Origin of the sequence: Granulicella aggregans (assembly GCF_025685565.1) — a bacterium.
GTDB classification, from domain to species: Bacteria; Acidobacteriota; Terriglobia; order Terriglobales; family Acidobacteriaceae; genus Edaphobacter; species Edaphobacter aggregans_B.
The window spans coordinates 323,974-339,688 of the sequence record NZ_JAGSYE010000003.1 but is presented as its reverse complement, the minus strand read 5'-3'; the positions used below and the strand labels follow the sequence as shown (position 1 = coordinate 339,688).

Here is a 15,715-nt window from a genome sequence, read left to right as displayed (position 1 = left end):
TGGGGAAAACTAGCTATCTCCTTTGTTTTGTGAGCATATGGTTCCCTGGGGGGCAACCAAAACCCTGCAAACGCGCCCGCGAGGCGCGTTTTTCTTTGCCCGTTTTTGGACCTCCTCGCTGAGCTTGCCCTCAGATCGCGTCGTTCATAGGCGTAGTGGTTTTGGACTTTCTTCCAGGTTGCGGTTGATCCTTCGCGGTCAGGCTGCGAGGGCGAGTGGGGAAGCGTGCGCTTGTCGCTGGAACTGAGCTGGGCTGAGATAGCGCAACGTCGAGTGCATCCTCGATCCGTTGTACCAGAGCAGCCATTCGAGCGTGGCGTCCTTCGCCTCCCTGAGGTTTTTGAACTCCATGCCATGTAGCCTTTCGACCTTCAGCGAGCCGAACAGAGTCTCCGAGCAGGCGTTGTCCCAGCAGTTGCCTTTGCGGCTCATGGAAGCCTTCATCCCATGCTCGGTAAGCAGGTCCGAGTAGCGACCGCTGGCATACTGGCTTCCGCGATCGCTATGGAAGATCAGGCCATCGGCGGGCAAGCGGCTGTGCCATGCCATGTCGAGAGCGCGGCAGGCAAGCTCCGCCGTGATCGTCTCGCCCATGGCCCAGCCCACGATTCTACGGCTGATCAGGTCCAGCACCACGGCCAGGTACAGCCAGCCTTCACCGTTCGGGATATAGGTCATGTCGCCGGCCCAGACGGGATTCGCCTGGGCCACGGTGAAGTTGCGCGCCAGCAGGTTGGGCGCGATGGGCAGAGCATGGTTGCTGTCGGTGGTCGAGACGCGAAAACGCCGCTTGCCACGGCCTCTCAGGCCGTTCTGCCGCATCGCAATCTCGACCCGGCGCTTGCCCACGCGCACTCCGCAAGCCTTCAGTTGCCGCCACACGCGGGGCCACCCATAGGCCCCGCGTGCTTCGGCGTACACCGCGCGAATCTCCACCAGCAGGGCCGTCTCGCTCAGATGGCGGCGCGTCAGAATCTTCCTCTTCCGCGCCAGATGCTGACGATATCCCGAAGCGCTCACGCTCAGAACCCGGCACTGCACGCAGACCGGCCAGAGCAGTTTGTTCCCCTCGATCCAGGCGTACTCCATCGCTGCACCTTCGCGAAGTACTCCGTGGCTTTTCCCAGGATGTCGCGCTCCATCGTCACCCGCGCCAGTTCCGCCCGCAGACGGTTGACCTCCATCCGATCCGCACTCCCCTGCTCGCTCTTGACGCCGCGCAACGGGCCGGCCTTCTCGGCCTTCACCCAGTTGGCCAGCGTCTGTTCCACGATCCCCAGCGCCTTCGCAGCCGCCGCCACCCTCTGCCCAGAGGTCACCAGCCGAACCGCCTCCTGCTTGTACTCCAACGTGTAACGCCGACGTTTCAACTTCTCCATCAAAGTCTCCTCTTCGCGATTACAACAGCTCGCTAAAAGAGACGTTTTCCGGGGGCAAACTCAGTTCACCATTACGAATTCTCTAACCACCTACTGAAGCGTGATCTGCACGCTGGTTGAGTGGCTTATCGATCCGGAGGTCCCCACCACGGCAATGCTCGTCTGTCCAGTGATCAGTTGCGGCACGGCCGATGAGTTGGCCCCGGCGTTGTGACGGTCTCCGGAGTAGGTTGCCGTCAGGCTGTCCAGGCCGACGGGAAGGGTCGCGATCTGCAACGTGGCGGTGTTGCCGTTCACCGGTACCGGGCTTCCAAGGATGGTATCGCCGTTGTAGAAGGTCACGGTTCCACCAACATTGGAGTGGCCGCCCGAGAGCGTGGCCGTGAGGGTGACGGTGGACTGGCTCGCCGCCTTTGCCGCCGAGGTCGTAAGGGCGAGGTTCGAGTTGGTCGCATAGCCTTCGCCGCAACCGGTCGCGTTGAGCACAAGGGCGACGCCCACCAGAAGCATGAGCAGCCTTCCGGCAAGGAGCCTGCGGCGGCGAACCAGCAGCGGCATCGCAAGGAGGCCCGCGAACGCCACGCCGGCCCCAATACCTCCATGCAGGCTCGGCCGTGCCTCGAGGCTGGCCTGCGCGTTGATGCCAGTGGTCTGGATAGTGATGGTGGAGGTTCCTCCAGCCGCAACCGAAGAGGGAGACGCCGCGAAGGCAAAGCCGCCAGGCAACGCTCCGCTCGTGAGGGTGGTCTGTCCGCTGAAGCCGTACAGAGAGGCCGCGGAGACGGTGAAGGTACCCGACTTGCCGGCCACGATGGTGAGTGAAGGGACGCTGGCCTGGAGGGCGAAGTCCGCCGGTACGATGCTTACCGATTGCGATGCCGTGGCGGTGGTGTAACTCGAGGTGTCCGTGGGCGTGAAAGTCGTCATGAAGGTATAGGTTCCAGGTACGGTGATGGTGCTGACGGCAGTGACCGTGAAGGCTGCGCCGGTTCCGAGTTGCGCGGTATAGGCGAAGCTCCCGGGGATGTTGTCGGTTGTGACTGCGTTCAGGACGTTGCTGCCCAGGGCGACTCCAACACCCCAAGCCGCAGTCGGTCTCCAGGAGATCGCGGGCGTCGACTTCGTGCCCGAGCCCTTGACGAAGACACCCGCCGAGGAAGAGGCGTTATACGCCGGATCGGCGCTGTACGTCGCCACAACCTCCTGCTGCGAGTTGGCGGGACCGGCGATGGCCACGTTCTTCTGGACCACCGTGGCCTGCGTCACGCCGAGCAGCGTGGTGAAGATCTGCGAGGTTGGGTCGCTGGCGCTGCCGTTCGAGCTCAGCACATCCACAGTCCCGTCCCCGTTCACGTCGCCGAGAGCCACCCACAGCGAATGGGCCTGACCGGTAAGGTAGTCCGTCTCCGTGCCGAATGTGCCGTCGCCGTTGCCGTTGAGGATGCCGACCGCGGCCGCGTTCGCTTTGATGTTGTTGATATAGTAGGCGGCGGCGATATCCAGCTTCCCGTCGCCGTTCACGTCTCCGATGGTGAGCGCATTGGCCACGCCCTGGAGCGGGTAACTGACCTGGTTGGCGAAAGTGCCATCGCCGTTCCCGAGAAAGACGCCAAGCGTGCCCGCGCCGTAGTTCGACGTGATGACATCCGCCTTGCCGTCATGGTTCAGGTCGGCGACCACGACGGATTGTGGGCCGAGATCCGTGGTGAGGTTCACTCCCGGTTGGAAGTTGCCCGCCCCGTCGTTCATGAAGACCTCGGCGGACTGGTCGGCCTGGTTCACCTCTACCAGGTCCGGCGCGCCGTCGCCGTTGAAGTCGCCGCTCGCGATGAAGTAAGCCGAGAAGTCGTTGTAGAGGGCGGGGTAGTTGGCGTAGCTCGCAAAGGTCCCGTCGCCGTTGCCGAACGCCACGCTCACCTGCATCGGGTAGTACTGCACGGCGGCAACATCGAGGATGCCATCGCGGTTGAAGTCGGCGACCGCGGTGTTTATCGAGAAGCCCGGAACGGCGCTGCCGATCGAAGGCTGGAACGTGCCGTCCCCGTTGCCGAGGAAGATATCGATCTGGCCACCGCTGAAGCTGCCGTTGTACTGGCTGGTGGTGGCGATGTCGACGATGCCGTCGCCGTTGAAGTCGCCCGTGGTGATCGCATCGGTGAATTGGGCACCGGCGCTGACTGGGTACGAGGTCGCTCCCTGGAAGGTGCCGTCGCCATTGCCGAGGTTGATCAGGAGACGGCTCGCGTTGGCGTCGACCGAGGCGATGTCCAGAATGCCGTCGCCGTTCAAGTCGATCAACACCGAAGCGTATGCGTTGAGGCCCTGTCCTGCCGCCGCGGGGGCCAGTGGCAACAGCTTATGCACCGCGGACGAGGGGTCGATGGAAAGAGTGCCGAAGTCGTCCGCCACGGTCGTCTCGGCGAAGTCTACCGAGCCGGACGGGGCGAGCAGACCGTGGCCGATCTCCGTCGCGGTCAGGTCATAGTTGGTGGCATTGGTCGCATTGGGTGTTGCCGTCAGCACTGTCGTCGACGCCGTGGCACCGGTCACGGTGACCGAGACGGCGCTTGACGCGACCGCCGCCGGCGCGGCGAGAATGCCGCCATAGCTCGTCTTGATGCTGTGCGTGCCAGGTCCTAGAATCGTCTTTAGCACGGCCGTGCCGGTAGTGAAGCCCTTTGCCGGGGTGCTGCCGACTACCTGTACCGTCGCCAGCGGAACCGCGCCGTCGAAGAAGGTCACCGTGCCAGCGCTGGAGGGAATGCCGCCCGTCGTCACCGTCGCCGTGAGGGTCACAGGCTCGCCGACCGTTAGCGTAGACGAAGATGCCGCCAGCGTGATCGCATTGGTCACCGCCGTGGCGCTGTAGCCAATGGAGACCGCCGCCGAAGTCGACGCGGCATAGTTGCTGTCCGCAGTGTAGGTTGCGGTAATGCTGTTGGCCCCGGCCGCAAGCGCAGTGGCGGGAAGCGCGATCGTCGCTTCAGCCTCGGAGGTGCCCGTCGCGGGATCGCTGTAAGCCGCCAGCGTGGCCGTGCCCAGCGTCTTGCCGTTCACCTTGAACGTGATGCTTCCGGTCGGGTTCGCCAGGAAGCTGTCGTCGAGAACGATCGCGGTCAGGGTCGCGCTCTGTGTGCCGATCACGAACGTCGTGGTCGAAAGCAGGCGAAGGGTGGTGGCCGCCGGCGTCACGGTAAAGGCCGCGGCCGGACTCACAGACGCGTTGTAGTTCCCATTGCCGGCGAAGCTCGCCGTCCAGGTGTAGGTTCCGATCGCGTAGCCCGAGCTGCTGTAGTTGGCACCGCCCGTAGCGTCGGAGATCTTGGTAGCGAGCAGGGTCGATCCGTTGTTGGACGAGATATTGTTGAACGCGACGTTGCCGCTGGGAGCCGTCTGTCCGGAGACACCCGTCACGGTTGCCGCCGCGTTCACGACGCTGCCGTACGGAATGGAGCCGGCGAACACCGCTCCCGTCACGGAGTCGGACGCCGAAAAGCTGAGCTTCGTGGAACTCGCTGCCGGGCTCACGGTCACGGCGGCGGAGCCCGAGGAGCTGGGGGAGAAGGCCGTGTCGCCCGCATAGTGAGCCGACACATGGTAGCTTCCTCCCGGAAGCGAGCTGATGGTGCCGTTGAAGGCGCCGTTCGTCAGCGTGACCGCGCCGGCCCCGCTGGCCGTTGCCGCATCGGTAATCAGCGCGACCGAACCGGTCGGCGTGCCGCTGCCGCTCGTCGGCGCTACGGTGACGGCGAGGTTTACCGGTTGTCCGAAGGTCGAAGTCGTCGCTCCCAGCGTCAGCGCTGTGGTGGTGGCGGTCAGCGTCGTATCGTTCCAGTGGGCCACCAGGTTGGCGATGTTCACAGAGCCCAGGCCGCTCGCGTTGTCATAACCCGTGCCAGCGGCGTATCCCGACAGCACACCGTACTGCCCGGCCGTGGTCGAGGAGCAGTTCAGCGTTCCGCCATCGCAGGGGACCGCGTTGGTGCCCGCCGTCACGTCATGGAAGATGCAGGACGCGGCAGTGGTGTTGCCGTTGCTCGCATTGCAGGAGGAGAGAGTCGCGGTGTTGGGCGCGCTGGCCGATCCGTACTCCGTTGCGGCAAGCCGGTACAGCGTATAGTTCGCCTGTCCCTGGCGCGATCCCGTGCTCTGGTTCACCAGCGCCATCGCTCCGGCAAACGAGGGCGACGACGCCGAGGTTCCACCCACGATATACACCCCGCCGTTGTCGCAGCTCCCTCCGAAGCAGACGATGTACCCGTCGTGGCCCGCTGCATTGAGCGAAACGTCCGGCAGATGCCGCGCGCCGTCCGACGGCAGGCCGTAGATCCCCGCCTGCCAATCCGGCTCCGCGTATCCGCCGGAGCAGGCGGTGATGTTCCCGGCCGCGTCCAGGGTGGGGTTGATGCATCCGCTCTTCCCTCCGGAGCCAGCCGCGATGTCCGCGTTCGCGTTGCCGCACACCAGAGGAGAGCAGCTCTCGTTCCAGACCGTCTCCGGGATGTACCCCAGCGCCGTGGTGGTGGTGGTAGGAGCCGTGAGAGGCGTCGCGCTCCAGTAGGTGGAGGAATCCGAGCTGAACTCACTGCCGCCTACGGCCACGTTATAGGGTGTCGACGCAAGGCCGCTGACCTCCAGGCCCTCGTCGGCCACATACGGCGCGAGGTTGTTTCCGCTGGGCCCCACCAGATCGCATCCCGCCGATCCGTTGTCGCCGGAGGACACCATGGAGGTGATCCCCTGCGCGGCCGCCTGCTCCCAAATCTGGTTGTAGAACTGGTTCTCCGCAACGCCCATGCCCGCCTCACAATTCCCATAGCTGGTGCTCATCACAGGTGCGAGGTTGTTGTCGACGATGTACTCGACGGAGAGGTCGACGCCGTCGGTGGTGTTCGTGCTTCCGGATACGACCAGATCGATCTGGGCCGCCGGTGCCATGCTACCGGCGTACTCCACGTCGAGCGCCTGCTCGAGTGCGTCGTCGCCGTTGATGCCGGGGTCAGGGCCGTTGACGATCTGCGTCAGCGGCAGTGTCGACTTGTAGGGCGCTGGCAGCAGGAGACTGCGGAAGCCTGAGATGTCGTCCGTCGAGACATCGCTGCGTCCGACAATGGCGATCGTCTGCCCCGTGCCGTCGATCTTGTTCGTGGTCGCGGTGATCAGTGGGGTGGAGTTGTAGATGTTCCAGAGGTCCCCTGGACCCACCGCATTCTGGCCGTTCGACAACGAAGCGTCCGGCTTGATGGAGACATTGCCATTCACGTCGCGGACGATCTCCCGCTTACCCATGAGGATCGTGTGCGGCGTCTTCACGAAGTTGTTCAGGGACAGGATGCCGCGCACGACCGGCGTCAGCGCCTGCGGGATGCTGGGATTCGTGGCGTTCGCGACATACTGCTTGCCCTTCACCGTGTAGCTGTGCATTGCCGTATGGAAGGTGCTGTTCACCTGGCCGACGGTACCGGAGAACTCGATGCTTCCCTTACCCTGCGCGACACCGGCCACCTGGAACCCGTGCCCCTTCAGCCATCCGACGACCACCGCGATGTCCGCATCCGACGGGCCATACTGCGCGCCAAACTGCGCCGGCGTCAGCCATTTATGGAACTGCGGCGACTTCGGATCGTGCATCTGCTCGATGGTCGCCTTCAAAGCGCTCTCCTGCGCATCGCTCCGCTTCAGCAGAAGCAGCATCCGGTTCATCGAAAGGTCCGCCTTCACCTCTCCCTGGTCATTCTGCGTTCTGGCCTGTGGCGGCACACTCCCCTTCAGAACGCTCTGCGGCGTCTCGTCGAAGGTGGCCGCCAGCCGGTTCGGCGTAGCCGCGGGCGTCTGCCCCAACGCGACGACCGAGACCAGCGACAGTACAAGCGTGACGATCCGAAACGACTTGAAGGACAGGCGGAGAGAGGATGAAAAAGGCAAGGTTGCGCTCCTGTTCGGGTGCATGGGTAGAAGGAAAGAGTTTCCGGTCTCGTTACCCTACAGGTGCGCCGCCTGCGATGCAATGTGTGCCCGCGCCTCGTTTTATTCGTTTTTTATCTCCGCGCAAGCATCCTCAAATCAAGGAGTTAACGGCTCCGAAAAATAAGGGGCCGTCTAAAGTTATGGCTTCTCAATTACCATTTCCCGCTTTACTTCCATGAAATCCGCTGCCTAGAATGGCGTATGAAAGGCAAATCGGGCTCGGTCTTCGCGTTTTCGATCTTTGTCTTCGACTGCCGCACGGGAGAGCTGCGCCGTAACGGACGGCCCCTCCGCATTCCCGATCAGGCCGCCCGGCTGCTGACCATCCTCATCGAAAGCGGCGGAGACATGGTCGCTCGCGAGGACCTTCGCCGTCAGCTCTGGCCCGCTGGCGAGGTCGTAGACTTCGATCACTCCATCAATCGCGCCGTCTGCAAGCTGCGGGCCGTACTGCGTGATCGGTCCGCAAAGTCGGCCAACTATATTGAGACCATCCCCAAGCGTGGTTACCGGTTCAAGGCGGAGTTCCACCCGCTCCCCGCGCCAAACTCACCCTCCATCCAACAAGCTGTTGCGCCGGAGCCGGAGCGCTCCACCTCCGGCCTTCACCCTGTTCTTTCCCTCGACACAGTCCCTCCCCAGGCGGCTACGGAGCAGCCTCTGTCCGCCTCTTCGGCGATAGAGCTCCCCTGGAAGACCCCGGCCGCCGTCCCGATGCCCTCAAAGTGGTCGTTCTTTAGGCGATATCGTTGGCCCGCCTTGGCCCTGTCCGCAGTCGCCGTTCTCGCCGCCGTGCTTGGCGTCCGACAGTACTACTCGCAACGATCGATCGCGGCGCGGCCCATGTCGCTCGGCATCGTTCCCTTCGCGGTCTCGGGAGACGGCGCGGGCTATCTTGCGGAGAGCTTCCGCTTCGACCTCGCCGACTCCCTCTCGCAGATCCCCGCCATCGAGATCCGCGCGGCCCACTCCTTCGACGACCTCGCCCCACCCGCTATGGCCGATGAATCCCAGATTCAGGCCCGCGCCCAGCGACTCAACATCTCCACCATCCTCTTCGGCAGGTTCACGCTCGCCGGAGATCAGGTCCAGCTGCATCTGGAGCTGGTGCGCAGCAGCGACGGCGTACACCTGTTCTCGCTCCAGTACGTATGCTCAAAGGACCAGCTCGCCTCTGTGCGTGATCGCATCGACCGCGACATCTTCCAGCGGCTGAACACGCCGCAACGGGCGGACGCGCTGACACTGGCGAAACCGGTCTCGCCCAAAGCCTATGAGGCCTATCTGCGAGGCAGGTCCTACCTGGCGCGATGGACCGACGGCGATATCCAACTGGCGATCCAGAACTTCAAGGATGCGCTGCGGATGGAACCGAACTACGCACAAGCCGATGCAGGCCTATCCAGCGCCTATTTCGTCCTCTCCCAGCATGGCGCGGCGGATCGGAATGACAATCTGGAAAAGTCCCGCAGCTACGCGACACAGGCTGTGGCGCTTGACCGTTCGCTCTCCGAGGCCCACGCCATGCTTGGCGAAGTCGCCTTGAACAAGGACTGGAACTTCCGTGAAGCGGACGAACAACTGCTCCAGGCAACCGAACTCGACCCCTTTCACGCGGCCAACCACCAGTGGCTCTCGATTCTGGATTGCACCGAAGGCAAATACGACCTTGCCCTGCAGCAAATCGACCAGGCGCACGCTGCCGATCCGGACTGGGCACCGCCGTATATGACCGAGATCTACATTGCGGACACTGCACGGCAGTTCGACCGCGCAGACCGCGCGGCTGAGATTCTGCTACGCAAGATGCCCGATTGGCCACTTGCACACGAACAGAACGCCTACAACCTCTGGGCCTCGGGAAGGTACGCCGCGGCGATCGAAGAGTGGCACCGCGCCGCGCTGCTGGGCAACAATCCCGAGCGCGCAAACCTGGAAGAAGAAGGCGCGGAGGCGTTCCATCGCGGCGGGGTGGTGGCGTACGCTCGTGTCCGGCTGCATGCCATCGCGACACGCAAAGGCATAAGCTACGAGGAGTACGACTTCGTCCCCGCAGAGTGGCACGCCTACGCTGGCGACTGGAAGGACACGATGACCGAGCTGAAAGGCCTGCTCGAAAGCCACTCCACGGAAGCGCTACAGATCGCCGCGAATCCGGCCTACAAGCCATTGCATCAAAATTCGGAGTTTATCGCGCTGCTCAATCAGTTTGGCTTAAATGGGTTCCCCCAATGATGGCTGTCTAGGCAAGCGACGCATTTGCCATATGCTGGCGTGCATACCGATCTTGTAGTTGAAAAAGACCTCTCCCCGCCGTCCGAAGGCGTCCGCTAACCTTCCTCTCCAGATTCGAGTATCACAGCAAGCTACGGAATCAGGCACAGGGGTTTCGGCGACGCGCGTGTGGTTCAGCTTACTTGAGCCCGCTCCCATGGTCGTTGGTGGGCGGACGTGTTTGGAGTGCTTGTAGTTTCCCTGAGCATATCTGGAATGATACAAAATCGCCGAGTCGCTCACTGAGCGATCTGAGTATGTCAGTATGATTCAATAATGGAACTATAGTGACAGAGCGACCGTCCGGTTGCGCGGGGTCAGCCATCAGGAAGACTTCGGCACAGCCGGCAAGGGCTCTCCCGCGAGCCCCTTGCGCACGAGGCCCGCAATGAAGTCGGCGAAGGGAATAATGTCTTCACCGACACTCGCACGTTCCAGGGCGCTCATGTATGCGTTGCGATCCCCAACTGGTATCACCGTCCAAGGGTATCCACCAGATGCCAGCATCACGTTCATCATGAAACGACCGACGCGTCCGTTTCCGTCCATGTACGGATGAATGTAGACGAAGAGAAAATGCCCCAGCACGACGCGCACCGCCGGGTGCGCTTCTTCGCGGAGGAGATCGAAGAACGCTGGCATCGCGTCCCGCACCGCATCGCGGTTGAGTGGGACGTGCATGGACTTCCGAATGTAGACTTGGCTGTTGCGATACCCGGCAAGGTCCATGGGTTTCAAGATGCCAGATGCAACGCTGGGCGCGAAAAGTTCCCGATACCAGTCACCGTGCTCTTCATCCGCAACCTGCCCCGGATTGTCGCCACGCAGAACTCGCCCAACGCCGTCCCGCACGGACTGGAACGCCAACCAGTAGCCACGCGCTGCCATCGCGTTTCGCTGCTCCCGGTCGCCTTCATTCGTCTCAGGATTCCATGAGCCAGCGCGGACTCGCTCAATCAAGTCTGCCGTGACGCGGTATCCTTCGATGGACAGCGAGTGGTAAGCGTCGGTGACATAGGTTTCGTTCACGCGCTTCAAGTAGGCCGCGATATTGCGCGGCGTCCCCGGCGCTTTTGGGAACCGCTCAATAATCGGCTCTCGCATCTTTTGCCAAAGCAGCCGTATTCGGTTTACATACGGGGATGTTTCACGGGTGCGGAGAACGAGATTCGGCCTATCGGTGAATGGGTCGGCTTCCCGAACTGCATAACCGGCAGCAGTCATCGTCTTCACAATGTCATCCGCGATGCGATCGCGCCCGATGTTGCGAAAGGCTCCGGCCAGACGCCCCGCAATGATGGTGTGTCCTCCTGCCAGCAGTCGGGCCAGAAGCCCGGAGGCATCGCGGATCATCAATAGAACAGCGCGAACGTCAGTCGAGTTGTGGGAGAAGAAATTGGGAGAGCATTCGACGAGGGCGGACTCCGGCGAGAAGACCTGCAGGCCGTCCACAACCTGCCGATCAGCGGCTACGGGCAGGGAAGAGCGAAGATCGAGGAGGGAAGTGCCATACGGGAGCTTGGTGACGGCATTCCGGGCTTTGGGCGCCCTCACCATCAGTTGGCGAGGCACTGTCCAACTGCCGGCATGGAGCGACAGGGATTGTTCCGGGGAGAGGCACCATTGCGTTCCGAAACGCTCTCTGAGGTAGACCGCGCAGAACTGCCAGTAGGAGGCGTACCAGGCCGTGCTCTCACCCGTTGCATCGTCCGGGCGGCTCGGGATGAGCCAGCCCTTTAGAACCGGTTGGAGAAAGCCTTGAGCGAGCAGCCGCTCCCTGTGTGTGCGAGACAGATCCCTTGCACGAATGGCTGCGCCACCGTCTGACTTCTGGAGCTTGGCAAGAGCCTCCAAGGACTGCGCTAGTTTCTCGGAGGGTGTGGCCATGTTGCTCCCTTAGCTTTTCCCGCTGCACGGAAATTAGCTTTTCCTGGTGTACGCTTTTTATCTTATTATGTCGAGACTATAGGCGCTAGAGGCGGCTTAGGTCACTGATTGCCGAGGGTCTACAGGTAGGCATGACTTCCCACGAGCCGACTTCACAGGACTAATCTTGGCATCATAGTAGAATGGGGTATTCGGGCCGGGAGCCGGAAATTCTAAATTGAGGTTGGGATAATGACGGTTAGAGAGTCGATCCTTTCAGGAATACGCACCCGGCAGTTCATGCGCGTTGAGTTCACTGATAATGAAGGACAGCTGCGCACCGAGACCCTGGAGGGGTACACGCTTGGCTACGACAGCGCAGAGCAGGAAGTCGTGAAGGGGTTTTATTGGGCTAGCGACCCAGGGCCATGGTACTCACACGGCAACCGTACCTACCCCATCGAGCGAATCGCCGCTGTGGAGTTGACGGGACACAGGTTCGGTCGTCCCCATGATGAAAACAGCGCAAAGGATTTCAGCGAGTTCGTCCACATCACATGGTCGTGCTACTTTCCGGCCTGAGTCTCCTAAATCAGCCGGCTTTGAGGCTTAGTCTCCGTAACGCGCCTCTTGCCAGCAATGGATCGGTGACGAGAAGCCGAATTCTGAATTGACGCAAAATCGTCACGTCCGTCGTTGAGATCCGATTACTTCCGAGAAGCCGACTTATGAGGAGTTTCAAATCCAGAGGAACGCCAAGTTCTCAAAGCCTGTCCCCAATTGAGCCAAAACTTCATGACCGGCTTCCGAGCCATGACATCTACCTCTTCTTTTCAAGATCGATGAAAACCGAGAGCGGCGTCTTCTTACGAAACTCTTTCCTCTTCAAATGCGATTGAATCAGCTCACTGACGCCCTTGACGGCAAATCCCCCGCCGGGAAGTGCGAGATTGTAATGTCCCGTCGCCATACTCACGGCTGCCTGCGCCGCTCCCGCGATTGCTGGCACGCCCCATTTCAGGAGGTCGCGGTCGATAGCAGCCCAATCAGCTTGGGCTTTTGCGTATTCATCTGTCAGCTCGTCCCGAAAATCCCGCGCCAAGGAGTCGGCCTTATTCAGATCGAGTTCGCCGCCGACCGTCTTCCAGAGTTTACGGGTGTAGCTCCTGAAGCTCTCCAGACGTCCTTCCTTCCGCATTGTCACTGCGAAGTTTGGATCGACATTGTCGAGAAATTTGAAGTCCAAGTTGCCAAACGCTTTTGTAAGTGGGCTCCATACCTGCGCGTCCGGGCTGAGTTGATCGCCCGCCGTCATGATCTCGCGCCACCTAAAAGGGATGTTCGTGTAGGGAAACGCTCCCATCGTCTGGCACAGGTAAAGTCCCAATTCTAAGCCTGTGCCGGTTTTGTACACCTGGAGCTGACCAGGCATTTGATCGAGGTTTTGGTCGAGGAGAAGAGGATCGTTTTTCTTTCGAAAGGCGACATATTCGAGAACTTTTTCGACCATCTCCGCGGTCGCAGTCGGATCTGATTCACGGATTTTTGCCGCGAGGTACTCCGGAGGTGCCATGAGGAAATAGTCCATGGCGCGGTTTTTTGCCGATGAAATCTCGACATCTTCGCGCGTAACTGGGTTCTTCTTTATCCGTTCGGTGCCCATTGCCCAAGTCTTCGTGCGCAGTGCGTAGTCGAAATCTCCTGGATCAGGTATGAGCGTTACGAGGCCGGCAGCAATCCAAGGCGCGAGCATGCGAAGGTGGTAGACGATGCGCAACGTCTGCATCCTCCACTCTTCTGGATGAACAACCGGGTTATATTTGTCCGCGAGGCAGTTGGGGTTGTCGAAGGGATTGATGAGGATGATTTCATCGGCATACAGACTAAAGCGAAAGACATTCTCCACCATTGCTTCGGGGTCGTACTCGCCAAGGTAGAGCGCACGGAGGCTGCTATCTGGCGTCGGCAACAATGCGGCAAGATTTGTATCGGTCGGCCACAGAGCCGCAGCGAAATCGAAGAATTCTTTGATACGGGCATCCGTCATACCGCTTTTCACTTTTTCCCACGGCTGATCAAGCCTGAAAATCTCGTTCAGCGCAATGAGGAGAGCATGGTTTCGATCCCGTAGGCTGTCTGCGACCTTGAGAGTGTCGACGAGCTTCGGCCTACTCTCTTCGAGTTGAAAGCAACAATGCTTGTATTTCTTGCCCGAGGCGCAATGGCACGGGTCATTTCGTCCTGTTGTGGCCATGCTGTAGATGATAATCCGGGCAGGATTGGATGATCGACAAGTATGAAGCGGCTAGGGTCTTTGCGTCAGCAGAGCTGTAAATCACGCAACATGCTCTCATCGCTGAAATCGTCGGTCACGGTATCGGAATCGACGTACGTGATCTTGTGAGGCTTTCCCGAGCGGCGACGACAAGCTCCATCGAATAACTCAAGATAAACGCTCTTTCGGAAGTGATCTTGTCCGGTAGCTGCGCGGTCATCCGTTGTCAGATTGTTTGAGAATCCTTGTGGCCCGCAACATGATTTGCTCGGCGGCTTCCTGTCCGAGCAGGGCCTTAGCAAACAAAGAGAACTGGATTGCCCGCATGGCGATCGGCTCGGCAATCAACTTGAGGTCGTCTTCGGAGAGGGTTTCGAGATCGGCGAGTACGTTTTCGGTTTCGAGATCGCAGAACGCCCACTTCAAGGCGGAGATGACCCGCCAAACGTATCTTTCTTCGAGTGGCAGTGCGGCTAATGTGGCCAGGTATGGCGCTGTGTCCTGCCCTCCGATATGGGCCTTGAGCAGCTCCAGATACGGCCTCATCTTTTCCGAACGGACGAGATCTTGGGCGCCGGCCTCTTGGTGCAACGCGCTGATTGGAATGCTCTGCGGGGTGGGGCGCATCATCGTGTCTCCCTGTGTAGCCTACATCGTCCATTTGTACGGCGGGCAACCGGCGAAACCGCTCGGTTAGCCCCTGCCAAAAACGAAAGTTGGTTACAACCACTACAAAAACCACTACAGTGGCGAAAAAGATGGCCAGCCGTTTCGGGCTGGCCATCTCGTAAGTCCTTTACTTTCAGATTGGTGCGGAGGAGGGGACTTGAACCCCTATGCCTTGCGGCGCTAGCACATCAAGCTGGTGCGTCAATTTGCAGTTGTTGCCCGTTCTCATCTGCGCTCTATTTGGTCGGTGCTGCCCACGTACCTTCCAGAAGGCTGTCTAGCCTATCCTGCCTTCCTTTAACCCACTTGGCGTAAGAGCGCTCGGTAGTTTTGATAGAGCCATGCCCCAGCAATTTGCTCACGTCCTCCATGGGTATGCCCTTCTCCAGCAGATCCACCGCGAACGTGTCGCGTAGGCGATGGCTCATCATGTTGCCTCCACGTTCGATCTTCGCAACCTTGAAGAGTGGAGCGATCACGTACTTCGTCCAACTCTTGACGATGTCGCTCTTACCGTCCCAAAAGAGATATTTCGTTCCGGCCACGGCAAGAATCTCTCGTGCGACATCTGGCGGGAGGACGACGCTGACGTCAGTCCCCGTCTTCTGGCGAACTGTGACCACGCGGTAGCGTGTCCCCAGGTGAATGATCCGGTTGGAGCGCAACGTCAAGGAGTCACGGATAGCGAGACCACTCCAACGCATAAGTTGCACCAACGCACGGACGTGAGAGGTCGGCGGCGGTCCCTCAAACTTATCCGCGGCCTTAAGCAATCGGGTGTATTCGTCCGCGTCAAGGGGCATCGTCGGTGCTTCGTCTACGGTGATCTTCGGCAGGGAAGGTATCCGGGGTATCCACTGCGCCTCATAGCAGTAGCGCAGAAAGCCACGGCAGCGGGTCCGCACCACGGAGCGCGTCTGGGATGACGGGTAGGAGGATTCCCAAGTCGTAGCAAATCCCGTCAGGAGCTCCCGAGTCAAACCCTGAACGGTGTAGATACCTTGTCCCTCGCAGAACGAGGCGAGCCGTCCAAGTTCACGCTCGTATTTTGCCACTACATCGGCAGTGATACCTTGAACCCTTTTGTCATCGAGAAACACTTTGACGGCGGCGCGGATGTCCTTTGTCCCGGAGGTCTCAGGCACGACGGCTTTGCCTGTTAGTTGGTCTTCTAGGTCTCGCTTGAACTGCTCCGCTTCAGCCCATGAGCGAGTGTCCGCCTTACGGCGTTGACGTACCCCGCCGCTCGGGGTCCAGCGGAGCCATTTGCGGCAATCGCAACGCT

Annotated in this window: 8 protein-coding genes; 2 read left to right on the top strand and 6 right to left on the bottom strand. The window is 60.7% G+C overall.

Features of this window, described 5'->3' with window-relative positions:
* Window positions 1–198: 198 nt before the first annotated feature.
* Window positions 199–1,382, bottom strand: a protein-coding gene (locus tag OHL18_RS16735) for an IS3 family transposase (protein WP_396274722.1) whose coding sequence is annotated in 2 segments (ribosomal slippage) — window positions 199–1,124 and window positions 1,124–1,382 — 1,185 coding nt in all. Because the reading frame shifts where the segments join, the coding sequence is not laid out codon by codon here.
* 87 nt (window positions 1,383–1,469) lie between these two features.
* A complete protein-coding gene (locus OHL18_RS16730) occupies window positions 1,470–7,304 on the bottom strand; it encodes an Ig-like domain repeat protein (RefSeq protein ID WP_263376016.1) in 5,835 nt (1,944 codons plus the stop codon).
* A 243-nt stretch (window positions 7,305–7,547) separates the two neighbouring features.
* Here OHL18_RS16730 and OHL18_RS16725 point away from each other — a divergent pair, with 243 nt between their 5' ends.
* Complete coding sequence (locus OHL18_RS16725; RefSeq protein ID WP_263376015.1) at window positions 7,548–9,581, top strand: winged helix-turn-helix domain-containing protein; 2,034 nt, start codon at window positions 7,548–7,550, stop codon at window positions 9,579–9,581.
* Between the two features lie 363 nt (window positions 9,582–9,944).
* Here the strand turns inward: OHL18_RS16725 and OHL18_RS16720 are convergent, their stop codons facing one another.
* On the bottom strand, window positions 9,945–11,507 hold the full coding sequence (locus OHL18_RS16720) for a Fic family protein (protein WP_263376014.1): 1,563 nt from the start codon (window positions 11,505–11,507) through the stop codon (window positions 9,945–9,947).
* 231 nt (window positions 11,508–11,738) lie between these two features.
* Between OHL18_RS16720 and OHL18_RS16715 the strand changes: the two genes are divergently transcribed.
* A complete protein-coding gene (locus OHL18_RS16715; RefSeq protein ID WP_263376013.1) occupies window positions 11,739–12,068 on the top strand; it encodes a hypothetical protein in 330 nt (109 codons plus the stop codon).
* A 238-nt stretch (window positions 12,069–12,306) separates the two neighbouring features.
* On the opposite strand, the gene OHL18_RS16710 is transcribed toward OHL18_RS16715, so the two are convergent.
* The 3 genes from OHL18_RS16710 to OHL18_RS16700 form a co-directional block, all read right to left on the bottom strand.
* Window positions 12,307–13,740, bottom strand: a complete 1,434-nt coding sequence (locus OHL18_RS16710) for a YecA family protein (protein WP_263376012.1) — start codon at window positions 13,738–13,740, stop codon at window positions 12,307–12,309.
* A 237-nt stretch (window positions 13,741–13,977) separates the two neighbouring features.
* Window positions 13,978–14,391, bottom strand: coding sequence for a hypothetical protein (locus OHL18_RS16705; RefSeq protein ID WP_263376011.1), 414 nt, complete (start codon window positions 14,389–14,391; stop codon window positions 13,978–13,980).
* A 275-nt stretch (window positions 14,392–14,666) separates the two neighbouring features.
* On the bottom strand, window positions 14,667–15,575 hold the full coding sequence (locus tag OHL18_RS16700) for a tyrosine-type recombinase/integrase (RefSeq protein ID WP_263376010.1): 909 nt from the start codon (window positions 15,573–15,575) through the stop codon (window positions 14,667–14,669).
* Window positions 15,576–15,715: the final 140 nt, after the last annotated feature.

Excerpts from the sequence above, each read along its gene's own strand:
- OHL18_RS16725 (WP_263376015.1), top strand. The coding sequence starts at position 7,548 with ATGAAAGGCAAATCGGGCTCGGTCTTCGCGTTTTCGATCTTTGTCTTC.
- OHL18_RS16720 (WP_263376014.1), bottom strand. The coding sequence starts at position 11,507 with ATGGCCACACCCTCCGAGAAACTAGCGCAGTCCTTGGAGGCTCTTGCC.
- OHL18_RS16715 (WP_263376013.1), top strand. The coding sequence starts at position 11,739 with ATGACGGTTAGAGAGTCGATCCTTTCAGGAATACGCACCCGGCAGTTC.
- OHL18_RS16710 (WP_263376012.1), bottom strand. The coding sequence starts at position 13,740 with ATGGCCACAACAGGACGAAATGACCCGTGCCATTGCGCCTCGGGCAAG.
- OHL18_RS16705 (WP_263376011.1), bottom strand. The coding sequence starts at position 14,391 with ATGATGCGCCCCACCCCGCAGAGCATTCCAATCAGCGCGTTGCACCAA.